The following is a 16,280-nucleotide window of genomic DNA, read 5'->3' on the forward strand; positions in this document are numbered from 1 at the left end:
CATGAGCGCTGACGGTCAGGGAAGAAGCCACTGGTTCGACGACGAGGCCGGACCGGTCGTCCGTCCGTACGCCATGACCCGCGGCCGCACCAGCAGCCAGGGCCAGCACCGCCTGGACCTGATCGCGGTCGTGGTCGTGGAGCCGCACGCGGACGACCCGGAAGCGGACCACATGCTCTCCCCGGAGCACGTGGACATCGTCGAACTGTGCCGCGACGACCCGCAGTCGGTCGCCGAACTCGCAGCGGAACTCGATTTGCCCATCGGGGTGGTACGGGTCCTCGTCGGAGATCTCGTGGACGCGGAGTTCGTCCATGTGAACCGGCCCGTACCGCCTGCCGAGCTGCCGGACGAGAGCATTCTGCGCGATGTGATCAACGGCCTCCGGGCGCTATGAGCAGCGTGGAAGCGGGGTACTGACATGACCGGCCGGCAGTTCCGGGACGATCGGGGCGACACCCGCACCGACGTCCTCGCCCTGCACCCGGACGCCCGGCCGCTCACGCGCGAGCCGCTCCCGTCCGGCCCCGCACACCGTGCCGGCACCGCGGTCGAACACCTCCGTGTCGGGGAGCGCCCGGACTTCTCCTGCGCCGCCCTCGACCCGCACGCACACCTCGTCGCCGGCGCCCCGGCCGACGGCACCATGACCCGAACCGGCGGCAGTCACAGCGCGGACGTCACCGGCGACGTACTCCTCATCGAAAACCCAGGCGGCACGGGCCACGGCCCGCCGTCGCCCGACCCCCATCAAGCAGGAGAAGAGATCGATGATCTTCGGGCGTTCTGAGCGCGGCAAGCCTCCGGTCGAGCCCGTCACGCTCAAGATCCTGGTGGCCGGCGGCTTCGGCGTGGGCAAGACCACGCTCGTCGGCGCGGTCAGCGAGATCAGACCGCTGCGCACCGAGGAGCTGCTCACCGAGGCCGGGCGCCCGGTCGACGACATCAGCGGCGTGGAGGGCAAGCACACCACCACCGTGGCCATGGACTTCGGCCGCATCACGCTGCGCGAGGACCTCGTGCTGTACCTCTTCGGCACACCGGGCCAGGAGCGGTTCTGGTTCATGTGGGACGAGCTGTCGGAGGGCGCGCTCGGGGCCGTCGTGCTCGCCGACACCCGCCGCCTGGAGGACAGCTTCGCCGCCGTCGACTACTTCGAACGGCGCTCCATACCGTTCCTCGTCGGCGTCAACTGCTTCGAAGGTGCCCCCCGCTACCCGGTCGAGGACGTCCGCCAGGCCCTCGACCTCGACGAAGGCGTGCCGCTGATGATGACCGACGCCCGTGACCGGGAGTCGGTCAAGGAAGCGCTCATCGGTGTCGTCCAGCACGCCATGGCGTACGCGGCCGACCGCCGTGAGGCCGTGTCCGGCTGACACCGCCCCCGCCCGAGCGGCCCGTACCCCGCCGCACGGGGTACGGGCCGCCGTCGGACCCGGCGTTGCAGGCGCGCGTGGTCAGCTGTCGCCCTCCTCCCAGCCGAAGCTCTTCTCCACGGCCTTGCGCCAGTTGTGGTACTCGCGGTCCCGCACGGACGCCTCCATGTTCGGCGTCCACTCGACGTCCTTCTGCCAGTGCGCCTTGAGTTCGTCGAGGTCGTTCCACACCCCGGTGGCCAGACCGGCCGCGTACGCGGCGCCCAGACATGTCGTCTCGGAGACCTTCGGCCGTACCACCGGCACGTCGAGCACATCGGACTGGTGCTGCATCAGCAGGTTGTTCTTCGTCATGCCGCCGTCGACCTTCAGGGTGGTGATGTGCACCCCGGAGTCCTGGTACATGGCGTCCACGACCTCGCGCGTCTGCCAGCTCGTGGCCTCCAGGACCGCGCGCGCCAGGTGCGCCTTGGTGACGTAGCGGGTCAGGCCGGTGATCACACCGCGGGCGTCGGAGCGCCAGTACGGCGCGAACAGGCCCGAGAACGCCGGCACGATGTACGAGCCGCCGTTGTCCTCCACACTGGCCGCCAGGGGCTCGATCTCGTCGGCGGTACGAATGATGCCGAGCTGGTCGCGGAACCACTGGACCAGCGCGCCCGTGATGGCGATCGCGCCCTCCAGGCAGTAGACCGGCGCCTCGGTGCCGATCTTGTACCCCATGGTCGTCAGCAGACCGCTCTTCGACGCCACCGGGCGGCTGCCGGTGTTGAGCAGCAGGAAGCTGCCCGTGCCGTACGTGTTCTTCGCGGTGCCCACGTCGTAGCAGGCCTGGCCGAACACCGCGGCCTGCTGGTCGCCCAGCGCGGAGGCCACGGGGACCCCGGCGAGCTGGCCCACGGCGGTGCCGTACACCTCGGAGGAGGACCGGATCTCGGGCAGCATGGCCTCGGGGATGTTCATCGCCGACAGGATCGAGGGGTCCCACTCGAGGGTCTCCAGGTTCATCAGCATGGTGCGCCCGGCGTTGGTCACGTCGGTGACGTGCTGCCCGCCGTCCGTCCCGCCGGTGAGGTTCCAGATCAGCCAGGAGTCCATCGTGCCGAAGGCGATCTCGCCGCGCTCGGCACGCGCCCGCAGGTCGGGCACGTTGTCGAGCAGCCAGGCCGCCTTGGGCCCCGAGAAGTAGGTCGCCAGCGGCAGACCCGTCTGCTCGCGGAAGCGGTCCTGCCCGTCCGAGCCGCCCAGCTGGTTGCAGAGCGCCGCCGTCCGAGTGTCCTGCCAGACGATCGCGTTGTGCACCGGCTTGCCCGTGGCGCGATCCCACAGCAGGGTCGTCTCGCGCTGGTTGGTGATCCCCATCGCGCTCAGATGCTCGGCCCGCAGACCGGCCTTGGCCAGTGCTCCCGCCACCACGGCCTGCACCTTGGACCAGATCTCCGTGGCGTCGTGCTCCACCCAGCCGGGTTTCGGGAAGATCTGGCGGTGCTCGCGCTGGTCCACGGCGACGATCGCGCCGTCCTGGCTGAAGACGATGCAGCGGCTCGACGTGGTGCCCTGGTCGATGGCTGCGACGTACTTCGCGGAGTTGTCCGTCATGGCTACCCCTTCGGCTGGTTCAGAAGGCTGCGTTGTAGATGACGCCACCCAGCAGGCCGCCGATCAGCGGACCGACGACGGGGATCCACGAGTAGCCCCAGTCGGACGTGCCCTTGTTCTGGATCGGCAGGATGGAGTGGATGATGCGCGGCCCGAGGTCACGGGCCGGGTTGATGGCATAGCCGGTGGGGCCACCGAGGGACAGGCCGATGCCGACGACGAGCAGGGCGACCAGCAGGATCGCGATGCCGGACCCGTAGATGCCCTCCTGGCCGGGGATCAGCCCGATGCCGATGCCCTCGACGTGCCGGTTGTTGCCCACCAGGGCCAGGAGCGGCAGCACCAGGGCGATGGTGGCCAGGATCTCGGTGATCAGGTTGGCCACCGGGTTCCGGATCTCGGGGATCGTGGAGAAGATGCCCAGCGTCGGAACCGGTTCGTCCACGGTGCCCTCCGTGGTGCCCGTCTGCCGCACGTTGGCCCGGAACTGGGCCAGGTAGACGAGGTAGCACAGGACGGCCCCGATCATGGCGCCGGTGAGCTGCCCCAGCACATAGATCCAGACCTTGTCCCACACGCCGGTGTCGACGGCGAGGCCGAGGGTGACGGCCGGGTTGAGGTGCCCTCCGGAGAGGGGAGCGGCGGTGTACGCGCCTGCCAGCACGCCGAAACCCCAGCCGAACGCGATCACCACCCACCCCGCGGCCCGCGCCTTCGAGAACCTGAGGGTGACGGCGGCACACACCCCGGCACCGAACAGGATCAGAATCGCCGTGCCGATCATCTCGCCGACGAAAATGTCTCCGTTGCTCATGGCGGCTCCTCAGCCCTGGCCCGGGACGATCCGCCCCGGTTCTCACCTGCAAGGTGCGTTTCCCGTGGCTACGTCAGCCGGAGGCGGGAGGTCCCGCGCCCCGCCCGGCTTCCGTGACGAGCGTGCCGTGGCAGCCGAACCGCCCGTGGAGGACCGGGCCTTGGCGCAGGCGCATCAGCGCGCCGCAGTGCCGGATTACGCCGCGTATGTACGGCGATGTCGACTGACACCGGAAGTGTTCACCGGCGCCAAAGGGGCGTCAAGGCAGCCGACCGCAACGGATGACGGCCGTCCGACGGCCGCCGGGCTCTTGCCGGGCCGGGGGGCCGGTTGCTCGGCCACGGCGGTGCCCGGTCGCGTCGTTGTTCAGATCTGGTCCGGACCCGCGCGGGCCTTGGAAGAGCCGCGCGAGGCACTTGTGATGGCGTCCGGCCTCCACCGGGCTCCGCCCGAGGGCGACATCCCGGCCCACACCCGACTCCTCGCTTGCTACCGTCCAGGATCCACCTGACCTGGCGGGTTCTCAACCGCAGGAGCTTCGACGACGCCGTCGCGCCCGCCCGGCCCGGCGGTGCGACCCCGCCCACACAGGGGCACGCCCTGGCGGAACCCGGGATCCCCACGCCCCCGGGACTCCGCCTGAGCAGTCGGACGGAGGGCTTGGTGGCGTCCTGGCGGCCCGCCGGGTCCTGGCAGGCTCAGGGGTTTCCCACGCCCCGGGAAAGCCGGACGAGAGGTGAGTCTGCCGCCCGGCTCGAACGGCGGGTCACGCCGTGGCACGGCCCTGAAAGCCGCACGACGCTCGTGCCCCGAGCCACCCGCCTGGCAGCCGCACCGGGCCCGGCGTCACCGCCCGCCACCGCCGACCGCCATCCCGCCGAGCAGGATCAAGGGCCCGTCCCGAGAACCGCGCCGGACCACCACCCGCGCTCGTCGCTGCTCCACACCCTCCACGGCGACGAGCGGCCCCGGCTCGTCACACAGCGTCCGCGCAGCGAACAACGGAGGCTCGAATCCGCACCGGGCTGTCACCGCTCACCGCACCGCGATCACCGCCGACCCGTGCCCGAACAGCCCTTGGTTCGCGGTGATGCCCACGTGCGCCCCCACGACCTGCCGGTCACCCGCCTCACCCCTCAACTGCCACGCCAGCTCACACACCTGGGCGATCGCCTGCGCCGGAACGGCTTCTCCGAAGGAGGCAAGTCCGCCGCTGACGTTCACCGGTATGCGCCCGCCCAGGGCCGTCGCCCCGTCCCGCAGCAGCTTGACGCCCCCGCCCGCACCACACAGTCCCAGGTCCTCGTACCACTGCAACTCCAGGGCCGTGGACAGGTCGTAGACCTCGGCGAGCGACAGGTCCTCCGGTCCGACACCCGCCTCCTCGTAGGCGGCGCCGGCTATCGAACTCCGAAAAGTCCGGTCGGGCGGATCCACCGCCGCCGCGGAGTCGGTGGCGATGTCCGGCAGATCCAGCACGGTGTTCGGGTAACGCGGTGTCACAGTGGACACGGCCCGGATCCGCACCGGCCGCGCCTGCCCGTGCCGGCGCGCGAACTCCAGGCTCGAGAGCACCAACGCCGCCCCGCCGTCCGAGGTCGCACAGATGTCCAGCAGCCGCAGCGGGTCGGCGACGACGGCGGAGGCGGCGACCTCCTCCGCGGTGACACGGTCGCGGTAGCGCGCGAGGGGATTCAGCGCTCCCATCGCCGAGTTCTTCACCTTCACCTGAGCGAAGTCGTCCGGTGTGTCGCCGTGCTGAGCCATGCGTCTGCGGGCGTACAGCCCGAAGTACACGGGGTTGGTCGCCCCGAGGATCCGGAACCGCAGCCAGTCGGGGTCGTCGGGCCGGTCCCCGCCCGCAGGACGGAAGAATCCCTTGGGGGCGGCATCGGCCCCCACGACGAGCACCACATCGGCGAGCCCGGCGAGAATCCGGGCCCGCGCGGCGTCGATCGCCTGCGCCCCGGACGCGCACGCCGCGTACACGCTGGTGACCCGCGCCCCCTGCCAGCCAAGTGCTTTCGCGAATGTCGCCCCGGCGACATATCCGGGATAACCGCCACGCACCGTGTCCGCCCCGACCACCGCGTCGACGTCCCGCCACTCCAGCCCCGCGTCGGCGAGCGCCGCGCGGGCCGCTGTGACGCCGTACTCCACGAAGCCGCGCCCCCACTTGCCCCACGGGTGCATGCCCGCGCCGAGAACCGCCACGTCCTCCGTCATGCCCCCACCCCCGTCGGCCGCCAGTGCCAGGTCGTCCAGGTCGTCTCCGCGTCCTCATGGAGCACGCCGGGCACGACCTCCACCTCCATGCCCACCGCCAGACCGGCGACGGTGATCCCGGGAGCAGCCTGTCCCAGGACCACCATCCGCTCGGCCTCCAGCTCCACAGCGATCAACGTGCACGGCTCCCACGGAAGTTCCGGATCGGTCACGTAGGGTGACGGCGGCCGGTAGCGGCTGTCCGTGAACGACCAGACGCGCCCACGTCGCGAGAGAGGGATCTCCTGCAACGCGCCACCCGCGCAGTCCGGGTTGCGGCAGTGATGGTCCTCGCGGGGGAAGAAGACCGAGGCGCACGCCGCACAGCGCGTGCCGATCAGCCGGAAGTCGTCCCCGTCCCCGGCGAACCACCCCGCCACCACAGGTGTCCGTACACGCGTCACAGTGCCCTCCCGCAGACCGCGTCGGTGAATCTGACGGAACGTCAGAAGTCTGCCACGCGCCGTCGGAAGTCGGCAGGCCGCGTGCCCGGAGCGGCGCGCACGCGCCACGGAGCACGCGGTCCCTTTCCCGGCGCACCCGTTGCTGATAGACGCAGGTGCATGACACGACTCACCACGGTGGCACGCGCCCTGCTCACCGCCGTCGCCGTCCTGCTGACGGCGACCGCCCCCGCGACCGCCCGGCCCGGCACCGACCCCAAGGCGCCGAAAGACTTCGTGGCACTCAGAAGCGTGGACCCGACGATCATCCAGGAGATGCGCTACTTCACCCCGCACAACTTCGTGGGCGAGCGCATCGACGGCTACGAGCAGCCCCTGTGCATCCTCACCCGCCCCGCCGCCGAAGCCCTCCACCAGGCCCAGCGCCGGCTCCTGCGCAAGGGCTACTCACTCAAGGTGTACGACTGCTACCGGCCGCAGCGAGCCGTGGACCACTTCGTCCGCTGGGCCGAGGACCTCGACGACGAGGCCATGAAGGGCGAGTTCTACCCGAACGTCGACAAGACCCGCCTCTTCACCGACGGGTACATCGCGGCGAAATCCGGCCACAGCCGCGGTTCGACCCTGGACGTCACCCTCGTCCGACTCCCGGCGAAACCGACCCGGCCCTACCGCCCCGGGGAGCCCCTCGTGCCGTGCTTCGCGCCCCGGAGCGAGCGGTTCCCCGACAACTCGATCGACATGGGGACCGGCTTCGACTGCTTCGACACCCTCTCGCACACCCTCGACCCGCGCATCCAGGGCCGGCAGCGCGCCAACCGGCTGCTGCTCAAGAGCACCCTGCAAGGCCTAGGCTTCGTGAACCTGGCCGAGGAGTGGTGGCACTACACCTTCAAGCCCGAGCTCTATCCGGACACGTACTTCGACTTCCCCGTGTCCAGGAAGTCGCTGGCAGGCGCTCACTGAGCCGCCTGCCCGAGGCGCCCTCTCCGTGATCGGCTACAGTCCGCCGCGTGTCCGAAACTCAGCACTCCGCTCCCAACTCCGCACCGAACTCCCACTGTTCGAGCTGCGGCGCGCCCTACGGAGAGGGCCACGCCGGCTGGCCCCGCACCTGCCCCGCGTGCGGCGCCGTGGCCTACCGCAATCCGCTCCCGGTCGCGGTGGCCCTCCAGCCCGTGTACGACACCAAGGGCACCGCCCTGGTCGTCATCACCCGAACCATCGCTCCCGCGCGCGGGGGCATCGCCCTGCCCGGCGGCTACATCGACGACCGGGAGGACTGGCGGCAGGCCGTCATACGCGAGCTCAGAGAGGAAACCGGCATCGACGCGGCCGGCCGGGACGTACGGCTCGTCGACGCGATGAGCTCACCCGACGGGCATCTGCTGCTCTTCGGTCTCCTCCCGGAACGCCCGGTCGAAGGCCTGCCGCACCCTACCGCCACGGACGAGACGGACGGCTGGCACCTCTTGCGCAGGCCGGAAGAGCTCGCCTTCCCCCTGCACACCCTCGCGGTACGGGCCTGGTTCGAGGGCCGGTACATCTGAGGCCGGCCGCCTCCGCCCTCAGTCCCCACCCTCCCCGCGGACGCGCACCCGGTAGGGCGGCGCACCGTCGCCGCCCTCACCCTCCCGCTCGACGACCACCCGCGAGCCCACCCACCTAGCGGTGTAGCGCTCGATCTCCGGCTCGTCCCACCCCTCGCCCCCGTCCGGCACGACCAGACCGCCTCCGGTCCGTCCCCGGGCGGGCGCCCACACCTCCAGCTCCAGCCCGCCGTCCTCTCCACGTACCGGAAGCACGGCACCCGCGCGCGCGAACACCGGGATCCGCGACAAGGGCGCGTCGACGAGGACCCGACCGGGCCCCTCGTACGCCCGCCCCGTGGCGGTGTCGTACCAGCGCCCCCGCGGCAGCCGCACCGCACGCCGGTCGGCGCCGGGGTCAAGCACCGGCGCCACCAGCAGGCTGTCACCGAGCAGGAAGGCGTCCTCGCAGTCACGCAGCGCCCGCTCCTCCGGCGCCCCCCACCACACAGGTCGCACATAGGGCGCACCGGTTCGCCGCGCCAGATGCGCCAGCGTCATGAAGTACGGCAGCAGCCGCCGGCGTTCGACCAGCGCCACGCGCGCGTGCCCCAGCACCTCGTCACCGAACTCCCACGGCTCCCTGCGCCCCGCCCGCAGACTCGCGTGCGTACGGAACAGCGGCAGATACGCGCCCAGCTGGAACCACCGCAGATACAGCTCGGGGGAGGGATGCCCGTCGAAGCCCCCGACGTCCGGGCCCGAGTACGGGACGCCGCACAGCCCCAGGCCCATCACCAGGGCCAAAGACGCCCGCAGCCCCGGCCAGCCGGTGGCCACGCCCCCCGACCAGGTGCCTCCGTAGCGCTGCATGCCGGCCCACCCGGAGCGGGAGAACACGAACGGCCGCTCCTCGGGCGCGAGCCTCCGCAGACCCTCGAAGCCGGCCCTGGCCATGCACAAGGCGTACACGTTGTGCGCCTCACGATGGTCACCGCCCCGCCCCTCCAGAGAGTGCCGGGCCGAACGAGGCAGCGTCGACTCCCCGAACGCGGCGAACGACGTGGGCTCGTTCATGTCGTGCCAGAACCCCGAGAAGCCCTGGGCGAGCCGCTCCTCGTAGAGGCCGCCCCACCACTCCCGCACACGCGCGTGCGTGAAATCCGGGAACACCACCTCCCCAGGCCACGAGACCCCCTCCACGACCTCCCCGGAGGCGCACCGCACGAACGCCTCCTCGGCCACCCCGCCGTCGTACACGGCGTTGCCGGCGAGCGCCCGCACCGCCGGATCGACGACCGACACCAGCCGGACGCCGTCCCGCCGCAGTTCCTCGGCCAGCACGGGCAGCTTCGGAAAGCGGTCCTGGTCGACGGTGAACACCTGATGCGCGTCGAGGTGATCGATGTCCAGGTGCACCGCGTCGAGTGGCAGACCATGCTCCACATAGCCCGCGACGATCCGCCGCACCTCCTCCTCACTGCCGAATCCCCACCGCGCGTGATGGTGCCCCAGCGCCCACGCGGGCGGCAGGGCCGGCGCCCCCGTGAGAGACGCCCAGGCGAGCAGCACGCGCGCGGGAGTCCCCACCATCACCCAGCAGCGCAGCGGACCGCCGTCCATCCGCAGCTCGCTCGTCCCCACACGGTCGTGCCCGGAACCCGCGCCCTCCTCACCCTCCCGCAGTGTCACCGTGCCGTCCCACGAGCTGTCGTGGAACACCAGATGCGTACCGCCGTCGGACACCACCACCTGCACCGGCATCGTGATGTACAGCGGATCGTCCCCGGGCGTGAAGGCGCGCCCCGGATCGGTGTTCCACAGCCGGTACGTCCCGTCCCTCAACCGAGGACCCGAGGCCCGCCCGCCGAGCCCGAAGAACCGCGCGTCGGCGCTCACCTCCGACCGCTGCATCCACCGCGCCGGTCCGCCGCCGACCGGCTCCCACCAGCGCGGCGGCAGATCACGCCGCAGGGACACCCCACCGGGAGTGAGCACCTCGACCGCGCCGTGCCGCGAGATCACGACCGTCACCCGCTCGGCCACCACGCGCCAGCCGCCGTCCTTGTCCGGCTCCAGCACCGCCCGGGGATCCGGCTCAGGGCAGCGGCCGGCCAGCGCGTACGACGGCTCGGGCCCGGCTCCGTCCCAGCCCCAGAACACCGCCCCGTTCACGGCGACGAGAACCCGCAGCTCCGACCGGCTGAACCGGACGACACCGCCCCCCGGCCCCGGCTCCGCGTCCTGCACGGGCCCGGGCACTCGCGCCCGCTCCGCCCCCCGCACCGGCAGCCCGGTGGCGTCGGCCCGGCGCCTGCGCCACGCTGCTCGTACGGTACGCACACCCTGCGCCGCCCCCACCGAACCCACCGCTTTCACCGAACGCACCAGGTCACGACCGTTCATGCTGCTCACCCTGCCACTGACCGTCCTGCGCACGGGTGTCGTTCAACTGCCGTTCACCCGTGGCAGGACCACATCTTCACGACACGGACTATGTGGGGCGCACCCTGGTGCCGAAGTCGATCACATGGCATTGTCCGTGCCAGCCGCTCACGCGCACACCCCAGCCCGTGCGCGGAGGACGCACACGACGCGCACAGTCCGGGAGCCGACATGTCGACCGAGAGTCCCCAGCCGCTCTGGCAGCCAGACCCCGAGCGCATCGCCCGCGCACGGATCACCAGGTTCCAGGCCTGGGCCGCCGAGCACCACGGCGCCCCCGCCGAGGGCGGCTACCCGGCTCTGCAGCGCTGGTCCGTCGACGCTCTGGACACCTTCTGGAAAGCCGTCACGGAGTGGTTCGACGTCCGCTTCTCGACCCCCTACGCGCGCGTGCTGGGCGATCGCTCGATGCCGGGCGCCCAGTGGTTCCCCGGAGCGACCCTCAACTACGCCGAGCACGCCCTGCGCGCCGCCGGCACCCGCGCGGACGAACCGGCCCTCCTGCACGTCGACGAGACGCACGAACCACGCCCCGTCACCTGGGCCGAACTGCGCCGCCAGGTGGGCTCCCTGGCCGCCGAACTGCGCGCGCTCGGCGTACGCCCCGGCGACCGCGTCAGTGGCTACCTCCCCAACGTCCCGCAGGCCGTGGTCGCCCTCCTCGCCACAGCCGCGGTGGGCGGGGTCTGGACCTCCTGCGCGCCCGACTTCGGCGCCCGCAGCGTCCTCGACCGCTTCCAGCAGGTCGAACCCGTCGTGCTCTTCACCGTCGACGGCTACCGCTACGGCGGCAAGGAACACGACCGACGCGACGTCGTCGCCGAACTCCGTCGCGAACTGCCCACCCTGCGGGCCGTGATCCACATCCCGCTCCTCGGCACCGAGGCACCCGAGGGCGCCCTGGACTGGTCGGCCCTCACCTCCACCGACACGGACCCCGTCTTCGAGCAGGTCCCCTTCGACCACCCTCTGTGGGTGCTCTACTCCTCCGGCACGACCGGCCTGCCCAAGGCCATCGTCCAGTCCCAGGGCGGCATCCTGGTCGAGCACCTCAAACAGCTGGGCCTGCACTGCGACCTCGGCCCCGAGGACCGCTTCTTCTGGTACACCTCGACCGGCTGGATGATGTGGAACTTCCTCGTCTCCGGCCTACTCACCGGCACCACGATCGTCCTCTACGACGGCAGCCCCGGCTACCCCGACACCGGAGCCCAGTGGCGCATCGCCGAACGCACGAAGGCCACCCTCTACGGCACCTCGGCCGCCTACGTCATGGCCTGCCGCAAAGCCGGTGTCCACCCCTCCCGCGACTTCGACCTCTCCGCCGTCCAGTGCGTCGCCACCACCGGCTCACCCCTGCCGCCCGACGGCTTCCGCTGGCTCCACGACGAGGTCCGCGACGACCTGTGGATCGCCTCCGTCAGTGGCGGCACCGACGTCTGCTCCTGCTTCGCCGGCGCCGTGCCCACCCTCCCCGTCCACGTCGGCGAACTCCAGGCCCCCTGCCTCGGCACCGACCTCCAGTCCTGGGACCCGAGCGGCAACCCCCTCGTCGACGAGGTCGGCGAACTGGTCGTCACCAACCCCATGCCGTCCATGCCCATCCACTTCTGGAACGACCCCGACGGCAGCCGCTACCACGACAGCTACTTCGACACCTACCCCGGCGTCTGGCGGCACGGCGACTGGATCACCCTCACCGCCCGCGGCTCCGTCGTCATCCACGGCCGCTCCGACTCCACGCTCAACCGCCAAGGCGTCCGCATGGGCTCCGCCGACATCTACGAAGCCGTGGAACGACTCCCCGAGATCAAGGAGTCCCTGGTCATCGGCATCGAGCAGCCCGACGGCGGCTACTGGATGCCCCTGTTCGTCCACCTGGCCCCCGGAGCCGTCCTCGACGACGCCCTGCGCGACCGCGTCAAGCAGACCATCCGCGAGCACCTGTCACCACGACACGTCCCCGACGAGATCATCGAAGTCCCCGGAGTCCCGCACACCCTCACCGGCAAGCGCATCGAGGTCCCCGTCAAACGGCTCCTCCAGGGCACCCCGCTGGAGAAGGCGGTCAACCCGGGCTCCATCGACGACCTCGACCTGCTGAACTTCTACGAGGACCTGGCCCGCAAACGCGCCTGACGCTACTGCACGTCACCGCACGCCTGGAACGCAGGTCACGACGAACAGGGTCGTGACCTGCTACTTCTCCTGGATCCACTCGCTCCCCCCTGCATTGTCAGTGCCACCGGTTACTGTGAGTGAGCATTGATCGACCGTGCACAGGGGGAACCAATGGCGCACACCGACCACCGGACCATGCGACGCGTCCTGCGCCGCGAGATCGCCGGCACCATCGGCCTGCTGACCGACGAGCACGACTTCCGAGCCATGCGGCGCTACCGCAGCTTCGCCTTCGACGACCACGCGACCTACCTGAAACAGGTGGAGGGCCTCCTCAAGACCCGAGCCCTCCAGGGCAGCCACACCACCGTGGCCCTCTTCGACCCCGAGGAGTACGCCGAGTTCTGCACACGGCACAACCTCGACCCCGACAGTCCGTCGAGCCGCACACGCTTCACCGCGCACATCGCGCTCACCGGCCCGACGCTGCCCTACGACGGCCGGCCGCTGGCCGACCTGCTCCCGACCCTCGTCGACGAGGCCGTCCGCCACGCCACCTGGGAGTACGCGACCACCCTCCTCGCCCGCCTGGGCGCCTGCGCCACCTGCGGCGAAGACATCGGACGGGCCGCCTTCACCCGAGCCTCTGACCTCCTCGTCCGCATCCTCGACACAGCCCCGCCCGGCCACCGCCACCTGGTCTGCAGCGTCACCGGACCGCCCGAACCGCTCCTCGCCGCCCTCCACACCACCGACGACAGCGACGAACTGAAACTCGACGAGACCGAAGCCCTGGAATTCACCACAGTCCTGGCGCTCGGCCTCGCCACCGGCAGCCCCGGCGGACTCGTCGTCCGCGCCAGCGCCCCCGGCACACCCGACCGCGTCTACGGCTGGCGCATGCGCGCACGCGGACTCGAACCCCTCACCGCGGGAGAGGTCTTCGACGCCTACTGCACCGACGTGGAATCCGGAGACCCCATCTCCCCCGAATCCAACGTCGACTACTGCGCGCCGCCCGACCTCGGGGAGCAGAAACCCACCCGGGGACACCAGCACTGAACGCGCGAGGGGCGCCCCACCTCACCTGGTGGAGCGCCTCTCGCCGACCAGCACCGGGCCTACTCGCCCGACAGCACCGCCTGCGCCGCATTGCGCGCATCCTCGGCACTGTCCGTCGCCCGCGCCGCCGCGGCGGCCCGTTCGCACTGCGCCAGCGTGTACTTCGCGAGCGTCGCCCGGACATAGGGAATCGACGCGGCACCCATCGACAGGGAGGTGACACCCAGACCCGTCAGGACACACGCGAGCAGCGGGTCGGACGCGGCCTCACCACAGACACCACAGCTCTTGCCCTCGGCCTTCGCCGCCTCGGCGGACAGCTGCACCAGGTCGAGCAGGGCGGGCTGCCACGGATCCTGCAGACGGGACACCGCACCCACCTGACGGTCGGCGGCGAACGTGTACTGCGCGAGATCGTTCGTCCCCAGCGACAGGAACTCGACCTCCTGGAGGATCGAGCGAGCCCGCAGCGCCGCCGACGGGATCTCGACCATCGCACCGAACTTCGCCCGCAGGCCGGCCTCACGACAGGCGTCCGCGAACGCCCGCGCATCCGTACGGTCCGCGACCATCGGGGCCATGACCTCGAGGTAGACCGGCAACCCCTCCGCGGCCTTCGCGAGCGCGGTCAGCTGGGTGCGCAGGACGTCCGGGTGGTCGAGCAGCGTCCGCAGCCCCCTTACGCCGAGAGCCGGGTTCGGCTCGTCGGCCGGCGTGAGGAAGTCGAGCGGCTTGTCCGCGCCCGCGTCCAGCACGCGCACCACGACACGCCCCTCCGGGAACGCCTCGAGCACCTGCCGGTACGCGGCGATCTGCTTCTCCTCGGACGGCGCCTGCTTGCTGTCGTCCAGGAAGAGGAACTCCGTACGGAAGAGCCCGACACCTTCGGCACCGGCCTCGACTGCCGCCGCCACGTCAGCGGGACCACCGATGTTCGCGAGCAGCGGCACCTTGTGACCGTCCGCCGTGGCGCCGGGCCCGGTCGAAGCCGCCAACGCGGCCTTCCGCTCGGCGGCCGCCGCCTCCAGCTGCGCCTTCTTCTCGTCGCTCGGGTTCACGAAGATCTCTCCCGTGCTGCCGTCGACGGCGATCATCGTGCCCTCGGCGATCTCACTGGCACCCGGCAGCGCCACCACGGCCGGCACACCGAGCGCACGCGCCAGAATCGCACTGTGGCTGGTCGGCCCGCCCTCCTCGGTGACGAAGCCGAGCACCAGCGTCGGGTCCAGCAGCGCGGTGTCGGCCGGGGCGAGATCACGGGCGACGAGGACGTAGGGCTCGTCGCTGTCGGGGACGCCGGGCATCGGCACCCCCAGCAGACGGGCGACGATACGGTTCCGCACGTCGTCGAGGTCCGCCACGCGACCGGCCAGGTACTCACCGGCACCCGCCAGCAGTTCGCGGTAGGAGGCGAACGCGTCGTACACCCCGCGCTCCGCCGTGCTGCCCACGGCGATCCGCCGCTCCACGTCGGCCATCAGCTCGGGGTCCTGGGCCATCATGGCCTGCGCCTCGAGCACCGCCTGGGCCTCGCCTCCGGCAAGATTGCCGCGCGCCATCAGGTCGGCGGCCACGGCCTCCACGGCCTTGCGGGCGCGCCCCTGCTCACGCTCCGCCTCCTCCGCCGGGATCTGCTTCGCAGGCGGTTCGAGCACCGCCGTTCCCATGTGCCGAACCTCGCCGATCGCCACACCGTGGCTGACGCCGACGCCTCGCAGCGTTGTCTCCATCTCACCCGTCCCGATAGAGCGGCGGGCCCCGCCGCCGCGTTGGTTGTCCTACTCGCCGCCGTACGACGGCACTGACGTCACTTCCAGAGGAAGAGGCTGTCGCCGGCCTTCACTTCGCCGTCGATGCGAAGATCGGAGAGAGCTTCGGCGGTGGCCTCCAGGGCCACGACCGGGCAGACCGCGGACTTGCCGGCGGCCTCGACGGCAGCCGGGTTCCAGCGCACGACGCCCTGACCGCGCGTGACGGTGTCCCCCTTGTTCACGAGCAGCTCGAAACCCTCGCCGTTCAGCTGCACGGTGTCGATGCCGAGGTGGGTGAGCACACCGTGGCCGTTCTCGTCGACGACGACGAAGGCGTGCGGGTGCAGGGAGACGATGACGCCGTCCACGGGAGAGACGGCCTCGGAGGGCTCACGTACGGGGTCGATCGCGGTGCCCGGGCCGACCATGGCCCCGGAGAAGACGGGATCCGGCACGGCTGCCAGTCCGATGGCGCGTCCTGCGAGCGGGGACGTCACGGTGGTCATGGGAGGCCTCCCAGGGGTGGAGATCGATAGGGCCGTCTCTGTACGTACCGACGGCACACTGTTCAGCAGCGTATGTCACCTGAAGTGCCGGTTCCGCGCGAGCACTCCGAAGTGGTCTAGACCATACCGCAAACGGATTTGCCCCCGCTCCACGGCCGCGTGTACAGTCGTACTCCTGCTTGGGGCTGAGCGACGTACCTTCGCGTCCTGGCCGGGCAGCAACCAACTTGTCAGATCCTATCTCCGGGTCGCTTTCTGCATGCTTGCAGGACGGTGGTCAGGAGGCCGGAAAAACACTGATAGAGTTTGGAACACCGAAGGGAAGCCCGGAGGAAAGCCCGAGAGGGTGAGTACAAAGGAAGCGACCGTTCCTTGAGAACTCAACAGCGTGCCAAAAGTCAACGCCAG

Annotated in this window: 14 protein-coding genes; 7 read left to right on the forward strand and 7 right to left on the reverse strand. The window is 70.9% G+C overall.

The annotated features are described in order from the left end of the window. Position 1: 1 nt before the first annotated feature. Genes AC0665_RS25315 through AC0665_RS25325 form a run of 3 tightly spaced genes read left to right on the forward strand, consistent with a single transcriptional unit; the run spans position 2 to position 1,376 of the window. Entirely contained in the window at positions 2–397 is a 396-nt protein-coding gene (locus AC0665_RS25315; RefSeq protein WP_468409845.1) for a DUF742 domain-containing protein, read from the forward strand. A 24-nt stretch (positions 398–421) separates the two neighbouring features. After that, positions 422–790, forward strand: coding sequence for a hypothetical protein (locus AC0665_RS25320; RefSeq protein ID WP_478705821.1), 369 nt, complete (start codon positions 422–424; stop codon positions 788–790). Then, a complete protein-coding gene (locus tag AC0665_RS25325) occupies positions 771–1,376 on the forward strand; it encodes a GTP-binding protein (protein ID WP_468409843.1) in 606 nt (201 codons plus the stop codon). The genes AC0665_RS25320 and AC0665_RS25325 overlap by 20 nt, the downstream gene beginning before the upstream one ends. An 81-nt stretch (positions 1,377–1,457) precedes the next feature. Here AC0665_RS25325 and glpK read toward each other — a convergent pair whose 3' ends face one another. From glpK to AC0665_RS25345, 4 genes are all read right to left on the reverse strand, one after another. After that, positions 1,458–2,975 carry a glycerol kinase GlpK gene (gene glpK, locus AC0665_RS25330; RefSeq protein ID WP_478705822.1) on the reverse strand — a complete coding sequence of 506 codons (1,518 nt, stop codon included), beginning with the start codon at positions 2,973–2,975 and terminating at the stop codon, positions 1,458–1,460. Positions 2,976–2,994: 19 nt separating this feature from the next. Beyond that, positions 2,995–3,789, reverse strand: a complete 795-nt coding sequence (locus tag AC0665_RS25335) for an MIP/aquaporin family protein (protein ID WP_363121192.1) — start codon at positions 3,787–3,789, stop codon at positions 2,995–2,997. Positions 3,790–4,824: 1,035 nt separating this feature from the next. Next, a complete protein-coding gene (locus AC0665_RS25340; RefSeq protein ID WP_478705823.1) occupies positions 4,825–6,015 on the reverse strand; it encodes a lipid-transfer protein in 1,191 nt (396 codons plus the stop codon). Continuing rightward, on the reverse strand, positions 6,012–6,437 hold the full coding sequence (locus AC0665_RS25345) for a Zn-ribbon domain-containing OB-fold protein (protein ID WP_468410694.1): 426 nt from the start codon (positions 6,435–6,437) through the stop codon (positions 6,012–6,014). The genes AC0665_RS25340 and AC0665_RS25345 overlap by 4 nt, the downstream gene beginning before the upstream one ends. 180 nt (positions 6,438–6,617) lie before the next feature. Between AC0665_RS25345 and AC0665_RS25350 the strand changes: the two genes are divergently transcribed. Together AC0665_RS25350 and AC0665_RS25355 are read left to right on the forward strand one after the other, a co-directional pair. Beyond that, positions 6,618–7,424, forward strand: a complete 807-nt coding sequence (locus AC0665_RS25350) for a M15 family metallopeptidase (protein ID WP_478705824.1) — start codon at positions 6,618–6,620, stop codon at positions 7,422–7,424. Positions 7,425–7,471: 47 nt separating this feature from the next. Then, positions 7,472–8,008, forward strand: coding sequence for an NUDIX domain-containing protein (locus AC0665_RS25355; protein ID WP_478705825.1), 537 nt, complete (start codon positions 7,472–7,474; stop codon positions 8,006–8,008). A gap of 18 nt (positions 8,009–8,026) precedes the next feature. On the opposite strand, the gene AC0665_RS25360 is transcribed toward AC0665_RS25355, so the two are convergent. Further along, entirely contained in the window at positions 8,027–10,393 is a 2,367-nt protein-coding gene (locus AC0665_RS25360; protein WP_478705826.1) for a glycoside hydrolase family 31 protein, read from the reverse strand. A gap of 210 nt (positions 10,394–10,603) precedes the next feature. Between AC0665_RS25360 and AC0665_RS25365 the strand changes: the two genes are divergently transcribed. Beyond that, positions 10,604–12,571 (forward strand): acetoacetate--CoA ligase, encoded by a 1,968-nt coding sequence (locus AC0665_RS25365; protein ID WP_478705827.1) that lies wholly within the window; start codon positions 10,604–10,606, stop codon positions 12,569–12,571. Between the two features lie 153 nt (positions 12,572–12,724). Further along, positions 12,725–13,615, forward strand: a complete 891-nt coding sequence (locus AC0665_RS25370) for a hypothetical protein (RefSeq protein ID WP_478705828.1) — start codon at positions 12,725–12,727, stop codon at positions 13,613–13,615. 59 nt (positions 13,616–13,674) lie between these two features. Here AC0665_RS25370 and ptsP read toward each other — a convergent pair whose 3' ends face one another. Next, entirely contained in the window at positions 13,675–15,345 is a 1,671-nt protein-coding gene (gene ptsP / locus AC0665_RS25375) for a phosphoenolpyruvate--protein phosphotransferase (protein ID WP_468409827.1), read from the reverse strand. Between the two features lie 77 nt (positions 15,346–15,422). After that, complete coding sequence (locus AC0665_RS25380; protein WP_468409825.1) at positions 15,423–15,872, reverse strand: PTS sugar transporter subunit IIA; 450 nt, start codon at positions 15,870–15,872, stop codon at positions 15,423–15,425. Positions 15,873–16,280: the final 408 nt, after the last annotated feature.

The sequence above is a fragment of the Streptomyces sp. NPDC043685 genome, assembly GCF_056436585.1.

Bases quoted from the DNA above. Each gene is read 5' to 3' on its own strand.
- AC0665_RS25315 (WP_468409845.1), top strand. From the start codon at position 2: ATGAGCGCTGACGGTCAGGGAAGAAGCCACTGGTTCGACGACGAGGCC.
- AC0665_RS25320 (WP_478705821.1), top strand. From the start codon at position 422: ATGACCGGCCGGCAGTTCCGGGACGATCGGGGCGACACCCGCACCGAC.
- AC0665_RS25325 (WP_468409843.1), top strand. From the start codon at position 771: ATGATCTTCGGGCGTTCTGAGCGCGGCAAGCCTCCGGTCGAGCCCGTC.
- glpK (WP_478705822.1), bottom strand. From the start codon at position 2,975: ATGACGGACAACTCCGCGAAGTACGTCGCAGCCATCGACCAGGGCACC.
- AC0665_RS25335 (WP_363121192.1), bottom strand. From the start codon at position 3,789: ATGAGCAACGGAGACATTTTCGTCGGCGAGATGATCGGCACGGCGATT.
- AC0665_RS25340 (WP_478705823.1), bottom strand. From the start codon at position 6,015: ATGACGGAGGACGTGGCGGTTCTCGGCGCGGGCATGCACCCGTGGGGC.
- AC0665_RS25350 (WP_478705824.1), top strand. From the start codon at position 6,618: ATGACACGACTCACCACGGTGGCACGCGCCCTGCTCACCGCCGTCGCC.
- AC0665_RS25360 (WP_478705826.1), bottom strand. From the start codon at position 10,393: ATGAACGGTCGTGACCTGGTGCGTTCGGTGAAAGCGGTGGGTTCGGTG.
- AC0665_RS25365 (WP_478705827.1), top strand. From the start codon at position 10,604: ATGTCGACCGAGAGTCCCCAGCCGCTCTGGCAGCCAGACCCCGAGCGC.
- AC0665_RS25370 (WP_478705828.1), top strand. From the start codon at position 12,725: ATGGCGCACACCGACCACCGGACCATGCGACGCGTCCTGCGCCGCGAG.
- ptsP (WP_468409827.1), bottom strand. From the start codon at position 15,345: ATGGAGACAACGCTGCGAGGCGTCGGCGTCAGCCACGGTGTGGCGATC.
- AC0665_RS25380 (WP_468409825.1), bottom strand. From the start codon at position 15,872: ATGACCACCGTGACGTCCCCGCTCGCAGGACGCGCCATCGGACTGGCA.